Origin of the sequence: Sphingomonas chungangi (genome assembly GCF_013778325.1) — a bacterium.
Taxonomy (GTDB): Bacteria; Pseudomonadota; Alphaproteobacteria; order Sphingomonadales; family Sphingomonadaceae; genus Solisphingomonas; species Solisphingomonas chungangi.
Genome location: NZ_JACEIB010000027.1, coordinates 184,235 through 201,204, shown reverse-complemented (window position 1 = coordinate 201,204; position 16,970 = coordinate 184,235). Strand labels below are relative to the sequence as shown.

The window sequence follows — 16,970 nt, the reverse complement described above, 5'->3', positions numbered from 1 at the left end:
CGATGGTGCAACTGCTCTACTTCGCCTGGGTGCGCGAGCGGATCGGCCGGGACGGCGAGGCGGTCGATGTGCCGGCGGGCGTCGTCGACGTCGCGGGTCTCGTCGATTGGCTGGCCGCGAGAGGCGGGGGCTATGCCGAAGCGTTTGCAGAGCCGGCCCGATTGCGCGCGGCGGTCGACCAGACTTTCGCGCCGCTCGACGCGCCCATCGCGGGAGCGAGCGAGATCGCGCTGTTCCCCCCGGTGACGGGCGGATGAGTGCCCGCGTCGCCGTGCAGGAGGCAGATTTCGACCTTGCTGCCGAGTTCGCGCGGCTGGAGGCGCTCGGTGGAGGCGGGGTGGCGAGCTTCACCGGCGTCGTGCGCGGCGGGGAGGGGCTGACGGCGCTCCGCCTCGAAGCCTATCCCGGCATGACCGGGCGCGCGCTGGATGCGATCGCGGCACAAGCGATCACGCGCTGGTCGCTGCTCGGCTGCACCCTGATCCACCGCCACGGCACGCTGTCGGTGGGTGAGCGGATCGTGCTGGTCGGCACGGCGGCGCGACACCGGGCGGCGGCGCTGGAGGCCTGCGCCTTCCTGATCGACTGGGCCAAGACCAAGGCGCCCCTCTGGAAGCAGGAAATCTTCGCTGACGGATCGAGCCGCTGGGTTGAGCCGCGCGCCGAGGACGACGCCGCGGCCGCCGAATGGGATGCCAGTGCGGAACATGGAAAGCCTTAGGCGACTTTCTTCAGCGCATCCGCCAGCAGCGTGAATTCCTTGGCCCTCGGGCTGCCCTTGCGCCATGCGAGGGCTATACGACGGCTGGGCTTCTCCGCGTCGAGCGGGCGGGTAAGGACGCTGGTACCGTTGAGGATGCCGGCATCGATCGCCATCTCCGGCAGCAGCGTCACCCCCAGCCCGTTGTCCACCATCTGCACCAGGGTATGCAACGAGGTGCCGAGCATGGCCGCTTCGGCGCCGAGCTCCGGGCGGTTGCATGCGGCGAGCGCGTGGTCCTTGAGGCAATGCCCGTCCTCGAGCAGCAGGAGTTCGCGCTCGTCGATCGCTTCGGGTGGCACTCGATTGGCGAACTCGGCTTTCTGGGATGCGGGGAAGGCGAAGAACAGCTTGTCTTCGAACATGTCTGCGGATTCGACGTCGCCGCAGCGATAGGGAAGGGCCAGCAGCACGCAGTCCAGTCGTCCGCGCTGGAGGGAATCGCAGGCTGCCGCCGTCACCTCCTCGCGCAGGTAGAGCTTCAGGTCGGGCCATTCGGCACGCAGCCTGGGCAGCAAGCGGGGCAGAAGGAAGGGTGCGATGGTGGGGATCACTCCCATGCGCAGCTCGCCCGACAGGGGCTTTCCTGCCGCGCGTGCGAGATCTGTCAACACGTCCGCTTCGGCCAGCACGCGCCGCGCCTGCTTTGCGATCCGCTCGCCCACCGGCGTGAAGCGCACCACCCGCCGCGTGCGCTCGACCAGCGTCAGCCCCAGCAACGACTCGAGCTCTCGCAAACCCGCGGAAAGCGTGGATTGCGTGACGAAGCAGGCTTCGGCCGCGTTGCCGAAATGGCCATGCTCCTGCAGCGCCACCAGATATTGGAGCTGCTTGAGCGTGGGAAGGTACGTGCTCATAAAACGGCTTTTTCGATCATAGGGCTAAGAATAATCGATTTGCTTCCTACATTGCAATGCGGCAAATGCCCCCTCGTTCAACACGCCCTCTCAGGAGAATCGAAACCATGCTGACCGTTGGCGACAAGTTTCCGGCCCTCACCCTCCCCGTCCAGCAGGGCGTCGACGCGCTCCCGAACGGCGAGACGATCGATACCGGGGACACCGGCGGCAAGTGGAAGGTCGTGTTCTTCTGGCCGAAGGATTTCACCTTCATCTGCCCGACCGAGATCATCGGCTATGGTGAGCTGAAGGGTGACTTCGCCGATCGCGACGCGGTGCTGATCGGCGCCTCGACCGACACCGATTTCGTCCACTTCGCGTGGCGCAAGTCCGACGAGCGCCTGGCGAATTGCGATTTCCCGTGGATCGCTGACAATTCGAAGAAGCTCGCCCATGCGCTGGGCATCGTCGCGGAGCCGGAGGGCGTCGCCTTCCGCGCGACCTTCATCGTCGATCCGCACAATGTCATCCAGCACGTCACGGTGAACGGCCTCAACCAGGGCCGCAACCCGGCCGAGGCGCTCCGCGTCCTCGACGCGCTGCAGACCGACGAGCTCTGCCCCTGCAATTGGTCGCAGGGCGAAGAGGTCCTGAAGCCGGCCGCGTAACCGCCCGCTTCATACACCCCTAGCGCCGCCGGGCTTCTCCCCCTCCCCGAACCGGCAGCGCTCACTGGGGCGCGCGGGACCGTGTCTCGCGCGCCCCTTTCTATTTTTGGCCTTTCTGTCTCAGGAGATTTCCATGTCGCTCAAGACCTTCGCTGAAGCTCTTCCCGATTACGCCAAGGATCTGCGCCTCAACATCGGCTCGCTGGTCGGCGACCAGACGCTGGGCGATCAGCGCAAATTCGGCCTGCTGCTCGCTTGCGCGCACGGCACCGGCTACAAGCCGATCGTCGAGGCCGCCGAGGCAGAGGTGGAGGGCAAGCTCTCGCCGGAAGCCGCCAACGCCGCCCGCGCCGCGGCTGCGATCATGGCGATGAACAACGTCTATTATCGCTTCGTCCACCTCGCCTCGAACCCGGAATATGGCACGCTGCCGGCCAAGCTGCGGATGAACGTGATCGGCAATCCTGGCATCGAGAAGGACGATTTCGAACTGTTCAGCCTGGCCGTCTCCGCGATGAACGGCTGCGGCATGTGCATCGATGCCCATGAGAAGGTGCTGAAGGGACATGGTGTCGCCGCGGACGTGATCCAGACGGCCGCGCGCATCGGGGCGGTGATCAAAGCGGTCGCGACGGTGCACGCAACGCTCTGATTTCCTATCATAAGCGGGCAGGGGGGCTTCCATAAGGAGGCACCCCCTCGCAATCTTTACCGTCCGGTCCTAAATAGCGATCAGGACAAGGGGAGTTGCATCATGCCCGGCCGTCTCGTGGCCTATCTGGATTCGATCAAGGCGCGCGATCCCGCGCCCCGTTCGCGTTGGGAGGTGCTACTCTACCCGGGCGTGTGGTCGGTCTTCTATCACCGCATCGCCCACGCGCTGTTTCGGCAGCGACTGTTCTTCCTCGCGCGGCTCGTGAACCACTGGTCGCGCATGGTGACGGGCAACGACATCCATCCCGGCGCGGTGATCGGGCGCAACCTGTTCATCGATCACGGCTGGACGGTGATCGGCGAGACGGCGGTGATCGGCGACAATGTCACGCTCTATCAGCATGTGACGCTGGGCGGCACCAATCCCGTCAACGGCATCGGTGGCAAGCGCCATCCGACCCTCCTGGATGGTGCCGTGCTCGGCTCCGGCGCACAAGTGCTGGGGCCGGTGACGGTGGGCGAGGGCGCCAAGGTGGGCGCGAACGCGGTCGTCACGCGCGATGTGCCGGCGGGCGCCACGATGATCGGCATCCCGGCCAAGCCGATGCTGGTCGACGCCGCGGAGACGCAGCGCTTCACGCCCTATGGCACGCCCTGCTGCGACCAGTTCGATCCGGCCTCCCAGCGGCTCGAGATCATGCGCTGCGAGATCGAGCGGCTTTCCGGCAAGATCGAGGAACTGATCCGCGAACGTGATGACGCCCGCAGCAAGCTCAGTCGCGCGGCGCCCGATCGGGAGAGTGCGTGAGCGCGGTCGTAACACCCTTTCCGGGAAGCGGGCGGCCGAATCAGGTCGCCTTCGAGCGGCCCGAGCTGATGCGCATCCTCGATCTCTACGGCCGGATGGTCGCGGCCGGTCACTGGAAGGATTATGCGATCGATTTCGGTCGCGAGGCGGCGACCTTTTCGGCATTCCGCCGCACCGCCGAGCGACCCGAGTTCCGCATCGAGAAACGCCCGGCCTTGCGTCATCGACAAGGTATGTGGGCTTTGGTTGGCGAGCATGGCGCGGTGTTGAAGCGCGGGCAGGATCTGGGGCCGGTGCTGGCGCCGGTCGAGCGCAAGCTGATGAAGCTGGTCGAAGACTAGAAGCGCATCCGGAACTTCACCTTCTTGCCCCGGATCTTCACGATCGGCGGATCGCGAGGCGGGCCGGGGGGCGGTTCGATATCTTCGGTCAGCCAGCGCGATACGCCTTGGTGACGGACTTGCTTGGATGTCGGCCGGATTATGAAGCTGGCGAGATCGAAGCTGCTGGCGAACGGCACGCGACCGAAGTCTGCCGGCGCAGCGTTGGCCGCGACGTCGGGAAAGAGCATCACTAAGACAAGCCACCGGAGCATGACTTGAACCCGAACTTCATGACAGCGGGTTCAAATCATGAATGCGCGAGCAGGTTCCCCGGGATCAGGCGGGGTGCGCCAAGGTCGGGTCGGGGTGATGTGCTTCGGGTAGCCTGGCGCGCAATCCCTCCGGCAGCGCGGCGAGCACCGCGGCGCGCACATTCGGCCAGTAGGCCGAGAGCATCAGCAGCGCGGAGCCCAGCACCAGCGCCGTCAGGGCGATGTTGAGGCTGACCGCACCGAACTCGCGGAAGAGCTCGGACAGCGCATAGAGCACGTAAGCGAGGGCGGAGACCATCAGCGCCCGCCGGTCGATCGCCAGCGCGACCAAGCCCATGGCGATATAGAGAGCGACCACGACGCTCGCACCACCGAGGCCGACGCCACCCTGCAGCAGCCCCATCATCGCGAACACCGGATGCACGATCAGCGGGGCCGCGAGCAGATGCAGCCAGAAGGCTACGTCGGCGCGGCGCGTCTCGCGCTTCGGGTCGCTCATGTCCCAGCGCATGGCAAGGCCGAACACCGCGAGGCCGCCGATAAACGCCGGGACGGCAAGGCGATCCTGCAGGTCGGGAACGATCGAGACGATCAGCGCCAGCAAGACCGCAACACCCGATCCGGCACCCGCCGCAACCGTGATCGGCACATGGAAGCGCCGCCAGTGCAGCCATGCGCCACCACCCGCGACGAGCGCTGAGCCGGCGATCACCAGCGTGCCGATCGTCCGGTCGAGCCGTTCCGCGTCGACATTGTCGAGCATGGCGGCGAGCGCCGATCCGGTCAGCGCGAACAGCCCGCCGACGAAGCCGAGCAGCAGCAGGATCGACGGCAGCGCCATGCGGCGGCGCGCCGTGAACATCTCGGCGAGTCCCCAGCTCGCGGCCGCCACGAACAGACCGCCGAGCGGGCGCGGACCGTTCTGGAGACCGATCGGGATCGCCTGCCCGATCCAGCCCAGTGCCACCAGCAGCAGCACGCAGGCGATCGATACGAAGATGTCGTTGAAGCCGGTGATCAGCCGGAAATGCTCCTCGTCGACTGCCGACGTGCGGCTGGATCGGGCGAGGAAATCGCGCATCCGTTCGATCGATTGCCGGTCCACCACGCCCGCCGCGATCACGGCTTCCAGATCGTCGTCGCTGTACATGGCATTCCCTCCTGTGGGTGGGAGAATATACCTAGTGTATTAGTGTTGCAATACGGTAAGTTTCTACTCTCTCGGAAGGGTGGGCTGAGCGCACGGCAAACGGCCCGGGCGATCGCTCGCCCGGGCCGCCGGCATCCTCGCCAGGCTGCTCGCGATGACCGTCCGTTCTCTATGCGAACTGGTTCATCGTGTTGTGGACGCCGCCGGCCTTCAACGCGGCCTCGCCGGCAAAAGCTTCCTTGTGGTCGTCGCCGATGTCGGAGCCCGACATGTTCTGGTGGCGGACGCAGGCGATGCCCTCGCGGATTTCCTTGCGCTGAACGCCTGCGACATAGCCGAGCATCCCCGCCTCGCCGAAATATTCCTTGGCGAGATTGTCGGTGCTGAGCGCGGCCGTGTGGTAGGTCGGCAGCGTGATCAGGTGGTGGAAGATGCCGGCGCGCTTCGCCGCGTCCTTCTGGAAGGTGCGGATCTTCTCGTCGGCTTCCTTGGCCAGCTCGGTCGTGTCGTAGATCACGCTCATCAGCGCGGCGCGCTCGTAATCGGACACATCCTTGCCGGCTTCGGCCCAAGCATCATAGACCTGCTGGCGGAAGTTCAGAGTCCAGTTGAAGCTGGGCGAGTTGTTGTAGACCAGCTTCGCGTTCGGGATCACCTCGCGGATGCGATCGACCATGCTGGCGATCTGCTCGATATGCGGCTTCTCGGTCTCGATCCACAGCAGGTCGGCGCCGTGCTGGAGCGAGGTGATGCAATCGAGCACACAGCGGTCCGCGCCGGTGCCGGCCCGGAACTGGAAGAGGTTCGAGGGCAGGCGCTTGGGGCGCATCAGCTTGCCGTCGCGGTTGAGGATGACATCACCGTTGCGCGCGGTCGCCGGATCGATCTCCTCGCAATCGAGGAAGCTGTTATACTGGTCGCCGATGTCGCCCGGCTCGTTCGAGACGGCAATCTGCTTGGTGAGACCGGCGCCCAGCGAGTCGGTGCGCGTGACGATGATGCCGTCGTCGACGCCCAGCTCGAGGAAGGCGTAGCGGCAGGCGCGGACCTTTGCGAGGAAGTCCTCGTGCGGCACGGTGACCTTGCCGTCCTGATGGCCGCACTGCTTCTCGTCGGACACCTGGTTCTCGATCTGCAGCGCGCAGGCGCCGGCCTCGATCATCTTCCTGGCGAGCAGGTAGGTCGCCTCGGCATTGCCGAAGCCCGCATCGATGTCGGCGATGATCGGCACGACGTGGGTCTGGTAGGTGTCGATCTCGTTGGTCAGGAAGCGCTCGCGCGCCGTGTCGCCGGCCTCGCGCGCCTTGTCGAGGTCGCGGAAGATCATACCGAGCTCGCGGGCGTCGGCCTGCTTGAGGAAGGTGTAGAGCTCCTCGATCAGCGCGGGCACGCTGGTCTTCTCGTGCATCGACTGATCGGGCAGCGGGCCGAACTCGGAGCGCAGCGCGGCGACCATCCAGCCGGACAAATACAGATACTTGCCCTTGGTGGTGCCGAAATGCTTCTTGATCGAGATCAGCTTCTGCTGCCCGATGAATCCGTGCCAGCAGCCCAGCGACTGGGTGTAGTTGGCCGGATCGGCATCATAGGCCGCCATGTCGGCACGCATGATCTTCGCGGTATATTTGGCGATGTCGAGGCCGGTGTTGAAGCGGTTCTGCAGCTTCATGCGCGCCACCGCTTCCGGGCTGATTCCGTCCCAGGTGCCGTTGTGGCGCTGGATCAGCGCGCTCGTGGTGTCGATCTCGGTCTGATAGGTCATGATGCTTCCTGGGACGTTGGGTAATTTGGGAAGGCCGGCCTCAGCCGAGGCGACCGAGGCGGTGGTAGAGGTTGCTGAACTTGACCGATTCCGGGCTGTCCGCGACCGTCTTGAGATGCGCGGCGACGGCCTCGCGCAGCAGCTTGAAGTCCTCGGTCGAGAAGACGGCGCGAGCGCGGGCGGGCTCGGGGCGGGTCAGGGTGTCGGTGGTCATCGTGTCTCTCCGTTTCGTGGCGATCCGCAGCGGCGGGATCGCGTCATGAACGGGGAGATGCGCCTATCGGTCCGGCATTTGAAGGACGATAAGTGACGTTTGGTAGCTGCATGACACGATCATTTTGTCATATTGTGACAATGTGATCGGTACCGGATGGTCGGTACCGGATGGTCAGGCCCGGTTCAGTCGTGGAGGCCGACAAGCCTCGCGGCAGGGTTGCTTTTTTCGAGGTTCGATATGCAGAGCGGTACCATGTCGCATCGCTTGTTGCTGCTGGCCGGCGCGTCCGCCATGCTGGTCTCGTCGGGGGCGACGGCCGCGCTTGCGCAGCCGCCCGCCCAGGGCGATTACGATTCCTACCAGTCCGCGCCGCCGCCGGGTTATGACGACCAGCAGGGGCAGGGCGACGGCTACTATGACGACAATGGGGGACCGCCTCCGTCGCAGGGTCAGGGCGGATATCCGCCCCCGCCGCCTGCTCAAGGTGGCTATGCGCCGCCGCCTCCGGGGCAGAGCGGGCAATATTCTTCGGCGCCGCCCTCGAACGGCTATTATGGCTATAGCGGATCGCAGACGCCGCCCCCGCCGCCGCCATCCGGATATGACGGCTCGCAGCCGCCCCCGCCGCCCCCCGGTTATCAGGCGGGCCCGGATGCCGGGCAGCAGGCCGCGCAGGATCAGCAATATGCCGCTTATGCCCAGCAGTGGGCGCAGGCCTATTGCGTGAAGGCGCATGCCGATACCGGCGCAGGCGCGGTGATCGGCGGTGCGATCGGCGCGCTGCTCGGGGCCGGCGTCGCGGGACGCCACGATCGCGGTGCCGGAGCGCTGGTCGGAGCGGGCGTGGGGGCGCTCGGCGGCGCGGCCGTCGCCAGCGGGTCGAACAGCAATGCGACGAGCCCCGGCTGTCCGCCCGGCTTCGTGGTGCGCGGCGGTGCCCCTGCCTTCGCCTATGGCGGGCCGAGCTACGCCTATGCGGCGCCGGGCTGGTATCGTCCATGGGTGATGTATGGCGGGGTGTGGACCTATCGGCCCTATCCCTATCACGTCTGGTATTACCGCCATTATGGCTGGGCTCCGCGCGACTATTATCACGGACCGCGCGGCTACTATCGCCGGCGCTGGTAGTTCGAAACGCCGGGGCCGCCCCCGCGTCCCGGCGTCAGCGCTTGCGGGGGCTGCCCAGCACCGCCTGATCGTGGCTCACCGTCTTGCCCTCGTCGTCGACGATGTCGAACAGCAGGGTCGCGGGGCTGCCGCGCTTCCAGCCGACGAGATCCGTATCCGGCCCGCCGCCGAACGCCTTGTGCGATCGCAACCCGACCGCCTCGACGAAATCCGGTCGGTGATCCACCCGGACGACACCCTGGCCAAGCGCGGAGACCGGCTCGCCGGGCGCGAAGCGATAGATGCCGACGCTCAGCCGCCCGCCGTCGGGCGAAAGGCAATCGCCATCCTGCGAGCCGAGCAACCGGATCGCCTGCTGTTCGCGATCGACATGCCATTCCCACAGCAGCCGCCCGTCGGCGGCGAAGCGGCGCAGGCGGGTGAAGGGGCGCACCGCCGATGCCCACCCGCAACCGCCGGGCTTGACGGGCGCATGGCCGAATATGCCGCGCTCGTCGGTGATCATGTCCGGATCCGAGACCATCTGATCGCCGACGAGGCGGCCGCCCGTCCTGATCTCGCCCGTCACGCTGGTGACGGCGCCCGGCTGCCCCTCGATCCGCCATGTCGAGACGGGGGGCGCCAGGCTGGCGCTCGCGGCCGTCGCGATCAGGAGAAGCGGCAGTGCCATCAGGGCGTGCGCACGAACGATCCCGGCGCGGCGCTGAGCGTCGTTCCGGAGCCGACGATGCGGTCGGCACGGGCCGCGGGATCGGTCATGACTTTGGGCATGTCACGCTGGGCGATGAATTCGGTCACGATCTTGGGTTCATAGTCCGCGCGCTGGGCCGCCGTCCACTGGGTCGGATCGGCCGGCGCCTTCGGATTCGCCGCGTAGAAGGCGTCGAGCGTCTTGCCGAGCGTGCCAGCGACATGGCCGGGCCGGTTGACGCTCTCGTCCAGTACCAACGCCGCGCCCTGCTCGGACGTGAGATAGGAGGAGACCGGCTGCGTATAGGCCGTGCCCTTCGGTACGACCGCCATCGCGGTATCGAGCCGTGGCTTGAAATCCTTGATCTGGAAAGCCTGGAAGGCGGGATCGCGACCGGCCTTGAGAAGCGGATCGAGCGCCGCGTTCCACTGATCGGGGCTCGCCTTGTCCTTGATGTAGGCGACGGTCTGCGCGGGCGTCATCGCCTTGCCGTTCGCCGTGAAGGTCATCGTGTAATCGCCGGAACCGGTGCCCTTGCCGGTGTGGGCGACCGTCCAGCCCTTGTCGGCGAACAGGCTCTTGTACCCTGCCGGGTTGGCACGGGAGAAATCATAGACCTGCTTGGACAATTCGCCGGTGCCGTTGGGCGCGATCGTCTTCTGCATGGCGCCCATCGTCATCGCCTGATCGTCGTAGGACTGGACCGAGTCGAGATGGCCCTCGTTCATCGCCATCCGGCTGATCACCCGCTGCTCGGAGGCGGTGAACTGGCCGGACTTGACGAGGCCGGGCCAGACCGGGCTGGTCGCGATGCTGTTGACCGGATCGGCTGGCGTGCGGGCGAAATAGGCCGGGCCGCCGATCTTGTGATAGGGAATCCAGTGCGGCAGCTCGGTCTGCAGCATCTGGTTCAGGCGGGAGACGTCTCCGGTGCGGCCGGCCTTGACCATCGCCGTCTCCAGCGCCTGGCGATCCTTGGGATGCGCCTGGATGTGTAGGGCCAGGTCGCCGATGCTGGCCGTCTGCGCCAGTGTCTTGAGGCTGGGCGGATTGCCACCCGCGCCGGTTGTCGTGGTGTTGGCCGGCTGCGTCGCTACGCCTGTCAGTCCCGTCATGATCCGCCATCCCGTCCTGCGTTGCGACGGGAGTGCCGGAAATGTCCGGATCGGGCGATAATCGTTGCGATTAGGCGGGGTTACGCAGTGCCTTCGGAATCCAGCGCATAGCCTGCCGAGCGGACGGTGCGGATGATGTCCGGCATCGCGCCATCGTCGTTGATCGCCTTGCGCAGGCGGCGGATGTGGACGTCCACCGTGCGCGGTTCGATGTCTGCCTCGCGGCCCCAGACCGAGTCCAGCAGCCGTTCGCGCGAGAAGACGCGGCCGGGATGTTCGAGGAAGTGACGGAGCAGTCGGAACTCGGTCGGTCCGAGCGCGATCGGCGAGCCGTCGCGGCGGACCTTGTGGCCGACCAGGTCCATCTCGATGCCGCCATATTCCAGCCGCTCGCCGGCCAGCGCCGGGCGCACGCGGCGCAGCACCGCCGAGACGCGGGCGAGCAGCTCGCGGGGCGAGAAGGGCTTGGTCACGTAGTCGTCGGCGCCGGTTTCGAGGCCGCGCACGCGATCCTCTTCCTCGCCGCGCGCGGTGAGCATGATGATCGGCAGGTTGGCGGTCTCGGGGCGGCGGCGCAGGCGTCGGCACACCTCGATGCCCGACAGGCCCTCGACCATCCAGTCGAGCAGCACCAGATCCGGCGTCTGCTCGGCGGCAAGCAACAGCGCCTCCTCGCCGTCGGGCGTGCGCTCGACGTCGAAGCCCTCACGCTCGAGATGCCACGAGACGAGCTCGGCCAGCGCCGCGTCGTCCTCGACCAGCAATACCCGTCCGGGCATCGCGTTACTCCGCCTCCACCGCCAGCGGATCGCCGCCACGCGGGCGCTCGATCAGCTGTTCGCCGGTGGCGGCGAAGAACACCATCTCGGCGATGTTGGTGGCGTGATCGCCGATCCGCTCCAGATTCTTGGCGATGAAGAGCAGGTGCGCCGACTCCGTGATGCTGGTCGGGTTCTCCATCATGTACGTGAGGAGCGTCCGGAACAGCGAGTTGTAGAAATCGTCGACGTGGCGATCGGCTTCCTGCACCGCGACCGCGCCGGCGGCGTCACGCGCGGCATAGGCGTCGAGCGCGCCGCGCACCATGTCGGAGACCGACCGCGCCATTGCCGGCAGGATCGCCATCGGCTCGGACGAGCGCATCTCGGACAGCAGGGGCACGCGCTTGGCGATGTTCTTGGCATAGTCGCCGATGCGCTCGATCACTCCCGAAATCTTGAGCGCGGCGACGGCGTCGCGCAGGTCGTCGGCGAGCGGCGCGCGCAGCGCGATCAGGCGGAGCACGGCACGCTCGATCTCGGCTTCCAGCTCGTCGATCCGGCGATCTTCCTGCACCACCTGCGCGGCCGCCTCAAGGTCGATGCGCTGGAGCGCCTGGATCGAGGCGCTGATCGCCGCCTCGGCGCGGCCGCCCATCTCGGAGACGAGGCCGCGAATCTGCCCCAGATCGCTGTCGAACGCCTTAACGGTGTGGCCCGTGCTCGCCATGTCTTGAAAGTCCCCAGTCATGCGCCACAGCCTAGTCCGCGCCGGCCGCGAACGAAAGGTGGATGCGCCGGCGACGCCTCTGCACGGCAATTGTTACAATATCGGGTCAAGGCGGTCAGAGGATAGGCATGACGACTTGGAACTCCTTGTGCGGCTGAGCGAGTGCGTCGCGGTAATAGTCCAGCAAGCGGTCGAGGCCTGGTATCCGGCTTGCGTCTTTTGGCCGCGTGACGATGAAGAGCGGCAGAGCGTCGCCGTAGGTGTTTGCCATGCCGGCGGTATTGCCCTTCGCATCGTCCAGGCCAGGCAAGCCATCCCCCAGGCGGACGACCGCCAATGTCTCCTCGTGTGCTAGCGCCTGCGAGAGCGGAACGATGCCGACCGTCCCCAGTTTCCCGGCTACGATACGCGCGACCAGCCCGGCGTCGGCCCCGTGGCCGGTATAAGCACCGTCGGTTCGGACTTTCTCGCCGTCCTGCAGGAACGGGCCGTAGAGCGTGTCGGCAATGCCGGGCGTCGGTGTCGGGCCATGGATCGCGATCGGGATCGCGGGCAGGCCGGGGCGAACATCGGCCCAGGTCTTCACGTTCGAAGTGAGCGCCTTCGCGACATCGATCCGGTTGAGGCCGGGGATCGGCGGCGCGCCCTTCGCCTCGACCAGTGCGGCGGCGGTGGTGCCGATCTGCTTCTGCTCGACGTCGCTCGATCCGTTGGCGGCGCAGCGGGCCCGCTCGTCTGCGGTCATCTCGCGTGTGGTGATGAGGATGTCGGGTCGGGTCGGGTTGTCGGGATCGCAGAAGCGGGCGATGCCCTCGCCGGTGCCGCCGGCGCGGACGAGGGGCGCCAGCACGTCCGGGTCCTCGCGCATTAGCCGCTCGGCGACCTCGGTAGAGAGCAGGTAGCCGGCGCTGGAACCCGCGATGTGGATCTGGTGTGGGGCGGTGCCGGTGGGCGCCTTCGAGCAGGCGGCGAGGGGGAGGAGGCAGAGGAGGGCGAGGCGGCGCATGGGCCTTGGGTAGCGCGGGGATGCTGCAACACAAGCCTTCTCCCGCCTTCGCGGGAGAAGAAGGGGACCCGCCGCGTCAGCAGCGGCGGGGAGGATGAGGGTCTTCTTTTTGCGGCGATCGCTTGCGGCAAAAAAGAAGACCCTCACCCAACCCTCTCCCACGAAGGCGGGAGAAGGCTTTAGGACGTCACTCCGCCGCGACGCTGTGGCCCGTCTCCGCCGCGATCGGCAGCAGCACCGTCACCGTTGTGCCGACGCCCTGCGTGCTGGTGATGTCGAGCCGCCCGCGATGGCGCTCGACGATATGCTTGACGATGGCGAGGCCGAGGCCGGTGCCGCCCGCCTGCCGGCTGCGGCCGGCATCGACGCGATAGAAACGCTCGGTCAGGCGCGGCAGGTGCTGGGCGGCGATGCCCTCGCCTTCGTCCGCCACCGCGAGCTTGATCATCGTCGTGCCGCTGCGCATCACCTTCACCCGCACCGGCTTTTCCGGGTCGCCATATTTGAGCGCGTTGCCGACGAGATTGTGGAGCAGCTGCGAGAGCTGTGCGCGATCGCCCGTCACCGGCGGCAGGCCGTCCTCGACCGCCAGTTCGATCCGGGTCCGCCAGCGTTCGCCGCGTAGCGTGTCGGCGGTCTCGCGCGCCAGAGCGCCGAGCGCGATCGGGTCGGCAGGGGTGCGATGCTTGTCCGCTTCGATCCGGGAGAGCGAGATCAGGTCGTCGACCAGCCTCTGCATGCGCCGCGCTTCGCCCGCCATGATCTTGAGGAAGCGCTCCCGCACCGGGGCCTCGTCCGGGCCGTTGGCATCCTCCAGCGTCTCAATGAAGCCGATCAGGCTGGCGAGCGGCGTGCGCAGTTCGTGGCTGGCATTGGCGACGAAATCGACGCGGATGCGTTCGCTGGCGCGGGTCGCGGTGCGGTCGGACAGGCGCACCAGCTTCGCGCCCTGGCCCAGCGGCTGGATGGAGAGCAGCCAGTGGCGATCGGCCGCGCCCAGTCCGATCAGCTCTACGCTGCCCTCGAGGTGGGACTCGCCCGCCAGGAGCTCGGCAGCGACGGGATGACGGATCGCGACGCGGACGTCCTCGCCGACGACATGCTCGCCGAGGACGCGGATTGCCGCGGCATTGGCGCGCATCACCTGCCGGCCTTCCACGAGCAGTAGCGGATCGTCGACCGCGCCGAGCAGATCCTCCAGCTTCGGCGCCGGCCGGGCGGGGGGCGGCGCGGGCTCCGCCTCGGCCTCGGGCTCGCGGCTCCAGTGTTGTGCCACCCACATCAGCAGCGCGATGCCGACGCCCAGCAGGACACCGGCCGTGAGCGTCACCGGCTCGGCCGCGGCGGCGAGCGCCAGCGCCAGCCCGCAGGCCAGTGCCAATACGCCGATCACGCCCGCGATACCGATACGCTCCATCCGTCACCCGTCCCGCTTTGCACCGATCCCGTGGAACCGCCCCTTTATGCGTCGCTCCGTTTACGTCTATGGTAGGAGGCATAACGCATTTGGGGGCTAGATGGCCGAGGATTGTGACAAGCCGGAGAATTCCGCCGAAAATGGCGGAAACGACCGCCTCGCTTCGACGGGGCGGCGGGGCGTGCTGATGCTCGGCGCGGTCGCGGCCTCGTCGGTGGTGACGATCCGGCCGGCGCTTGCGTCGACGGCGGCCTCGGTGCTCAATTGCAAGATCCCGATCCCGGATCCGCCCCATGGCGGGAAATATATCACGACCGACGGCAAGCTGGTGGCGCCGAACACGCAGGGCGCCTTCGCGCCCGCGCCGCGCCCGGTAACGGGCGACGAGGCGAGGAAGATGATCAACGGCCAGTCGCCGGCGGGATTCGACCCCAATGCGCGGCAGGCCTACGTCAATTACATCCGCCGGCTCCAGCACGGTACGAGCGGCTTCACCTGCTACGCCTCCCTGCAGATGCCGGGGCGCTGAGCGGCGCCTGACATGCGCTATGCGGCCGATCCTCCGGCGGCCCGGCTGACGATCGCGCTGGACGAGCTGGTCGCGATCTACCACCGCCCCTCGGGTGCGACGCATCTACTGGCGCCGCCCGCGCCCGAACTGCTCGATGCGTTGGCGGAGGGACCGGCCGACGCGCCCACGCTGTTGGCGCGGCTTTCGCGGCAGTTCGACCTTCCCGATGCCGATCCGCAGGCCATCGCGGCGCGGATGGAGGAGCTGGTGATCGCCGGGCTGGCCTGGCGGGCATGAGACATCGTTTCTCGGTTCAGGTGGGGGCCGTGGGTTTCCGCATCGGCTCGGCGTGGCGCGGGCCGATCGCGGCGCTGGAACGGCTCTACGTCGGCTATCCGAAGCCGGATGTGCCGGACATGACGGTGCGGCTATTTCCGGAAAAGCCGTGGCGGCGTTTCGCGCGGCCATCGGTGGCCATCTCGGGGGATTTCTGGTTGCCCGACGCGGCGCCGCTGCCGTTGCGTCAAGGGCTGCTCGCCGCCGAGATGGGGATGAACCTGCAGGTCGCGCTCGGCTGGCGGAGGCACCTGCTGCTGCACTGTTCGGCCGTGGAGCGGGACGGACGGGTGCTGCTGATGTCAGGCGCGTCGGGATCGGGCAAATCGACGCTTGCCACGATGCTAGCGCTGCGCGGCTGGCGTTTCCTCGGCGACGAGTTCGCGTTCGTGGATCTGGAAGATGGCCGCATCCATCCCTTTCCCCGCGCCTCGAGCCTCAAGAACGAGGCGGTGGCGGCGGTGCGCTCGGCGGGCGGCGCGGTCGGCCCGGTGCTGGAGGGCACGCCCAAGGGAATGATCGGCTACTGGCGCCCGCCCGAAATCGCCATCGCGCGAATGACGGAGGCCGCGCCGCCCGCTATGCTGCTCTTCCCGCGTTTCGGGCGGCCGGAGAATGTCGAGCGGCTGGCGGCAAGCGAGACCTTCATGCTGCTCACCCAGGCTTCCACCAATTATGTTTCGCTCGGTGAGGCGGGGTTTGGCGCCCTGACCCGGCTGGTGCAAGACCTGCCGGCGCTTGCGATCGACTATCCGGACGGCGAGGCGGGGATGATGCTGGTTGATCGATTGTGGGGCGAAACTTGAAGGCCGCGCGGCTTCTCGTCACGGCCTTGCGCGATCCCGAGACCGTAGCCGGGATCGAGATGGCCGACTGGACCGCGCTGTTGACGGCAGCCCGCGCGGAACGGCTGCTGGGTACGCTCGCTTGCCGGCTCGATTCGCGGGCGGTGCCGGCTTCGGTCGCGCGCATCCTCGCCGATGCGCGCGCGGGCGCCGACGAGGAACGCCGCGCCGCCTTGTGGGAAGCGGAGATGGCGCGGCGGGCTCTGGCGCCGCTCGGTATCCCCGTCGTGCTGCTCAAGGGCACCGCCTTCGTCGCGGCCGGGCTGGATGCGGGGCAGGGACGCTCGATCGGCGATCTCGACATCCTCGTCCCGCGCGAGGCGCTCGGCGAGGCGGAGGCGGCCTTGCGCGCGACCGGCTGGGAGTGGGTGAAGGAAAACGCCTATGACGATTCCTATTATCGCCGCTGGATGCACGAGCTGCCCCCGCTGATCCACCGCGACCGGGACCGGATGATCGACGTACACCACACGATCCTGCCGCCGACCGCGCGCCCGACGCCGGATGCGGCCGCCTTGCTCGCAGGCGCGGTGCTGCTCGGCAACGGACTGTCGGTGTTGTCGAACGAGGACATTATCATCCACGCCGTCGCGCATCTCTTCGCCGATGGCGATCTTTCCGGCGGCCTGCGCAACCTGTGGGACATCGATCGGCTGATCCGCGAGTTCGACGGCGAGAGCTTCTGGGTCCGCTTGCAGGAACGCGCCGAGCGCCACGATCTGCGCCCCGCCGTCGAACGCGCTGCCCGGCAGGCCAACGATCTTTACGGCACACCGATCCCCAAGAGGTGGCGGGTGTGGGACAGCGGCGATCCGCTGATCAAGCGCCGCCTGCTCGCCCGCGATGGTTGGGGGCGGCAGGGCTATCCCTTCACGCGGCTGTATTTCTTCGTCCGGTCGCACTGGATGCGGATGCCGCCGCTGATGCTGGCGAAGCACCTCTGGACCAAGGCCATCCGCAAGCCGGCTTGACACGCAACC

General features: G+C 67.4%; 22 protein-coding genes. 11 read left to right on the top strand and 11 right to left on the bottom strand.

Going from position 1 to position 16,970, the window contains the following annotated elements; translation table 11 throughout:
• The first annotated feature begins 2 nt into the window (after positions 1 to 2).
• Positions 3 to 257, top strand: coding sequence for a molybdopterin converting factor subunit 1 (gene moaD / locus HZF05_RS18820; RefSeq protein WP_160364025.1), 255 nt, complete (start codon positions 3 to 5; stop codon positions 255 to 257).
• Positions 254 to 721: a molybdenum cofactor biosynthesis protein MoaE gene (locus HZF05_RS18815; RefSeq protein ID WP_160364024.1), complete on the top strand. Its 468-nt coding sequence runs from the start codon at positions 254 to 256 to the stop codon at positions 719 to 721. The genes moaD and HZF05_RS18815 overlap by 4 nt, the downstream gene beginning before the upstream one ends.
• Here HZF05_RS18815 and HZF05_RS18810 read toward each other — a convergent pair.
• Complete coding sequence (locus HZF05_RS18810; protein WP_160364023.1) at positions 718 to 1,617, bottom strand: LysR substrate-binding domain-containing protein; 900 nt, start codon at positions 1,615 to 1,617, stop codon at positions 718 to 720. The two genes, HZF05_RS18815 and HZF05_RS18810, sit on opposite strands and share 4 nt — an antisense overlap.
• A 107-nt stretch (positions 1,618 to 1,724) precedes the next feature.
• Here HZF05_RS18810 and HZF05_RS18805 point away from each other — a divergent pair, with 107 nt between their 5' ends.
• The 4 genes from HZF05_RS18805 to HZF05_RS18790 all read left to right on the top strand — a co-directional run bounded on the left by HZF05_RS18805 (position 1,725) and on the right by HZF05_RS18790 (position 4,070).
• On the top strand, positions 1,725 to 2,267 hold the full coding sequence (locus HZF05_RS18805) for a peroxiredoxin (RefSeq protein WP_160364022.1): 543 nt from the start codon (positions 1,725 to 1,727) through the stop codon (positions 2,265 to 2,267).
• A 133-nt stretch (positions 2,268 to 2,400) separates the two neighbouring features.
• Positions 2,401 to 2,919, top strand: a complete 519-nt coding sequence (gene ahpD / locus HZF05_RS18800; RefSeq protein WP_160364021.1) for an alkylhydroperoxidase, AhpD family — start codon at positions 2,401 to 2,403, stop codon at positions 2,917 to 2,919.
• 102 nt (positions 2,920 to 3,021) lie between these two features.
• Entirely contained in the window at positions 3,022 to 3,729 is a 708-nt protein-coding gene (gene epsC, locus HZF05_RS18795) for a serine O-acetyltransferase EpsC (protein ID WP_160364020.1), read from the top strand.
• Positions 3,726 to 4,070 carry a DUF2794 domain-containing protein gene (locus HZF05_RS18790; protein ID WP_160364019.1) on the top strand — a complete coding sequence of 115 codons (345 nt, stop codon included), beginning with the start codon at positions 3,726 to 3,728 and terminating at the stop codon, positions 4,068 to 4,070. Before epsC ends, HZF05_RS18790 begins: the two co-directional genes overlap by 4 nt.
• Here the strand turns inward: HZF05_RS18790 and HZF05_RS18785 are convergent.
• The 4 genes from HZF05_RS18785 to HZF05_RS18770 all read right to left on the bottom strand — a co-directional run bounded on the left by HZF05_RS18785 (position 4,067) and on the right by HZF05_RS18770 (position 7,450).
• On the bottom strand, positions 4,067 to 4,303 hold the full coding sequence (locus HZF05_RS18785) for a hypothetical protein (RefSeq protein WP_160364018.1): 237 nt from the start codon (positions 4,301 to 4,303) through the stop codon (positions 4,067 to 4,069). The two genes, HZF05_RS18790 and HZF05_RS18785, sit on opposite strands and share 4 nt — an antisense overlap.
• An 85-nt stretch (positions 4,304 to 4,388) precedes the next feature.
• The gene (locus HZF05_RS18780; RefSeq protein ID WP_160364017.1) at positions 4,389 to 5,474 is read right to left on the bottom strand and encodes a hypothetical protein; all 1,086 of its coding nucleotides are present in this window, start codon (positions 5,472 to 5,474) and stop codon (positions 4,389 to 4,391) included.
• Positions 5,475 to 5,643: 169 nt separating this feature from the next.
• Positions 5,644 to 7,236, bottom strand: a complete 1,593-nt coding sequence (locus HZF05_RS18775) for an isocitrate lyase (protein WP_160364016.1) — start codon at positions 7,234 to 7,236, stop codon at positions 5,644 to 5,646.
• A gap of 40 nt (positions 7,237 to 7,276) precedes the next feature.
• Positions 7,277 to 7,450, bottom strand: coding sequence for a hypothetical protein (locus HZF05_RS18770; protein ID WP_181638921.1), 174 nt, complete (start codon positions 7,448 to 7,450; stop codon positions 7,277 to 7,279).
• Between the two features lie 255 nt (positions 7,451 to 7,705).
• Between HZF05_RS18770 and HZF05_RS21670 the strand changes: the two genes are divergently transcribed.
• Complete coding sequence (locus tag HZF05_RS21670) at positions 7,706 to 8,581, top strand: hypothetical protein (protein WP_220129909.1); 876 nt, start codon at positions 7,706 to 7,708, stop codon at positions 8,579 to 8,581.
• A 34-nt stretch (positions 8,582 to 8,615) separates the two neighbouring features.
• Here the strand turns inward: HZF05_RS21670 and HZF05_RS18760 are convergent, their stop codons facing one another.
• The 6 genes from HZF05_RS18760 to HZF05_RS18735 all read right to left on the bottom strand — a co-directional run bounded on the left by HZF05_RS18760 (position 8,616) and on the right by HZF05_RS18735 (position 14,298).
• Positions 8,616 to 9,251 carry a hypothetical protein gene (locus HZF05_RS18760; RefSeq protein ID WP_160364015.1) on the bottom strand — a complete coding sequence of 212 codons (636 nt, stop codon included), beginning with the start codon at positions 9,249 to 9,251 and terminating at the stop codon, positions 8,616 to 8,618.
• Positions 9,251 to 10,387, bottom strand: a complete 1,137-nt coding sequence (locus HZF05_RS18755; protein WP_160364014.1) for a hypothetical protein — start codon at positions 10,385 to 10,387, stop codon at positions 9,251 to 9,253. Before HZF05_RS18755 ends, HZF05_RS18760 begins: the two co-directional genes overlap by 1 nt.
• A gap of 80 nt (positions 10,388 to 10,467) precedes the next feature.
• Positions 10,468 to 11,166 carry a phosphate regulon transcriptional regulator PhoB gene (gene phoB, locus HZF05_RS18750; protein ID WP_160364013.1) on the bottom strand — a complete coding sequence of 233 codons (699 nt, stop codon included), beginning with the start codon at positions 11,164 to 11,166 and terminating at the stop codon, positions 10,468 to 10,470.
• Between the two features lie 4 nt (positions 11,167 to 11,170).
• Positions 11,171 to 11,875 (bottom strand): phosphate signaling complex protein PhoU, encoded by a 705-nt coding sequence (gene phoU, locus HZF05_RS18745; RefSeq protein ID WP_160364012.1) that lies wholly within the window; start codon positions 11,873 to 11,875, stop codon positions 11,171 to 11,173.
• A 115-nt stretch (positions 11,876 to 11,990) separates the two neighbouring features.
• Positions 11,991 to 12,881, bottom strand: coding sequence for a substrate-binding domain-containing protein (locus HZF05_RS18740; protein ID WP_160364011.1), 891 nt, complete (start codon positions 12,879 to 12,881; stop codon positions 11,991 to 11,993).
• 187 nt (positions 12,882 to 13,068) lie between these two features.
• Complete coding sequence (locus tag HZF05_RS18735; protein ID WP_160364010.1) at positions 13,069 to 14,298, bottom strand: ATP-binding protein; 1,230 nt, start codon at positions 14,296 to 14,298, stop codon at positions 13,069 to 13,071.
• A gap of 100 nt (positions 14,299 to 14,398) precedes the next feature.
• Between HZF05_RS18735 and HZF05_RS18730 the strand changes: the two genes are divergently transcribed.
• Genes HZF05_RS18730 through HZF05_RS18715 form a run of 4 tightly spaced genes read left to right on the top strand, consistent with a single transcriptional unit; the run spans position 14,399 to position 16,961 of the window.
• Positions 14,399 to 14,827, top strand: coding sequence for a hypothetical protein (locus HZF05_RS18730; protein ID WP_160364009.1), 429 nt, complete (start codon positions 14,399 to 14,401; stop codon positions 14,825 to 14,827).
• A 12-nt stretch (positions 14,828 to 14,839) separates the two neighbouring features.
• Entirely contained in the window at positions 14,840 to 15,106 is a 267-nt protein-coding gene (locus HZF05_RS18725) for an HPr-rel-A system PqqD family peptide chaperone (protein WP_160364008.1), read from the top strand.
• Positions 15,103 to 15,951 (top strand): HprK-related kinase A, encoded by an 849-nt coding sequence (locus tag HZF05_RS18720; RefSeq protein ID WP_160364007.1) that lies wholly within the window; start codon positions 15,103 to 15,105, stop codon positions 15,949 to 15,951. Before HZF05_RS18725 ends, HZF05_RS18720 begins: the two co-directional genes overlap by 4 nt.
• Positions 15,948 to 16,961, top strand: a complete 1,014-nt coding sequence (locus HZF05_RS18715; protein WP_246332093.1) for a nucleotidyltransferase domain-containing protein — start codon at positions 15,948 to 15,950, stop codon at positions 16,959 to 16,961. The genes HZF05_RS18720 and HZF05_RS18715 overlap by 4 nt, the downstream gene beginning before the upstream one ends.
• Positions 16,962 to 16,970 lie beyond the last annotated feature (9 nt).

What these genes read in the sequence shown, in the direction of transcription:
- HZF05_RS18780 (WP_160364017.1), bottom strand. Translation starts at nt 5,474, where the DNA reads ATGTACAGCGACGACGATCTGGAAGCCGTGATCGCGGCGGGCGTGGTG.
- HZF05_RS18770 (WP_181638921.1), bottom strand. Translation starts at nt 7,450, where the DNA reads ATGACCACCGACACCCTGACCCGCCCCGAGCCCGCCCGCGCTCGCGCC.
- phoB (WP_160364013.1), bottom strand. Translation starts at nt 11,166, where the DNA reads ATGCCCGGACGGGTATTGCTGGTCGAGGACGACGCGGCGCTGGCCGAG.
- HZF05_RS18735 (WP_160364010.1), bottom strand. Translation starts at nt 14,298, where the DNA reads ATGGAGCGTATCGGTATCGCGGGCGTGATCGGCGTATTGGCACTGGCC.
- HZF05_RS18755 (WP_160364014.1), bottom strand. Translation starts at nt 10,387, where the DNA reads ATGACGGGACTGACAGGCGTAGCGACGCAGCCGGCCAACACCACGACA.
- epsC (WP_160364020.1), top strand. Translation starts at nt 3,022, where the DNA reads ATGCCCGGCCGTCTCGTGGCCTATCTGGATTCGATCAAGGCGCGCGAT.
- phoU (WP_160364012.1), bottom strand. Translation starts at nt 11,875, where the DNA reads ATGGCGAGCACGGGCCACACCGTTAAGGCGTTCGACAGCGATCTGGGG.
- HZF05_RS18725 (WP_160364008.1), top strand. Translation starts at nt 14,840, where the DNA reads ATGCGCTATGCGGCCGATCCTCCGGCGGCCCGGCTGACGATCGCGCTG.
- HZF05_RS18810 (WP_160364023.1), bottom strand. Translation starts at nt 1,617, where the DNA reads ATGAGCACGTACCTTCCCACGCTCAAGCAGCTCCAATATCTGGTGGCG.
- moaD (WP_160364025.1), top strand. Translation starts at nt 3, where the DNA reads ATGGTGCAACTGCTCTACTTCGCCTGGGTGCGCGAGCGGATCGGCCGG.
- HZF05_RS18720 (WP_160364007.1), top strand. Translation starts at nt 15,103, where the DNA reads ATGAGACATCGTTTCTCGGTTCAGGTGGGGGCCGTGGGTTTCCGCATC.
- HZF05_RS21670 (WP_220129909.1), top strand. Translation starts at nt 7,706, where the DNA reads ATGTCGCATCGCTTGTTGCTGCTGGCCGGCGCGTCCGCCATGCTGGTC.
- HZF05_RS18730 (WP_160364009.1), top strand. Translation starts at nt 14,399, where the DNA reads ATGGCCGAGGATTGTGACAAGCCGGAGAATTCCGCCGAAAATGGCGGA.
- HZF05_RS18760 (WP_160364015.1), bottom strand. Translation starts at nt 9,251, where the DNA reads ATGGCACTGCCGCTTCTCCTGATCGCGACGGCCGCGAGCGCCAGCCTG.
- HZF05_RS18775 (WP_160364016.1), bottom strand. Translation starts at nt 7,236, where the DNA reads ATGACCTATCAGACCGAGATCGACACCACGAGCGCGCTGATCCAGCGC.
- HZF05_RS18740 (WP_160364011.1), bottom strand. Translation starts at nt 12,881, where the DNA reads ATGCGCCGCCTCGCCCTCCTCTGCCTCCTCCCCCTCGCCGCCTGCTCG.
- HZF05_RS18805 (WP_160364022.1), top strand. Translation starts at nt 1,725, where the DNA reads ATGCTGACCGTTGGCGACAAGTTTCCGGCCCTCACCCTCCCCGTCCAG.
- ahpD (WP_160364021.1), top strand. Translation starts at nt 2,401, where the DNA reads ATGTCGCTCAAGACCTTCGCTGAAGCTCTTCCCGATTACGCCAAGGAT.
- HZF05_RS18815 (WP_160364024.1), top strand. Translation starts at nt 254, where the DNA reads ATGAGTGCCCGCGTCGCCGTGCAGGAGGCAGATTTCGACCTTGCTGCC.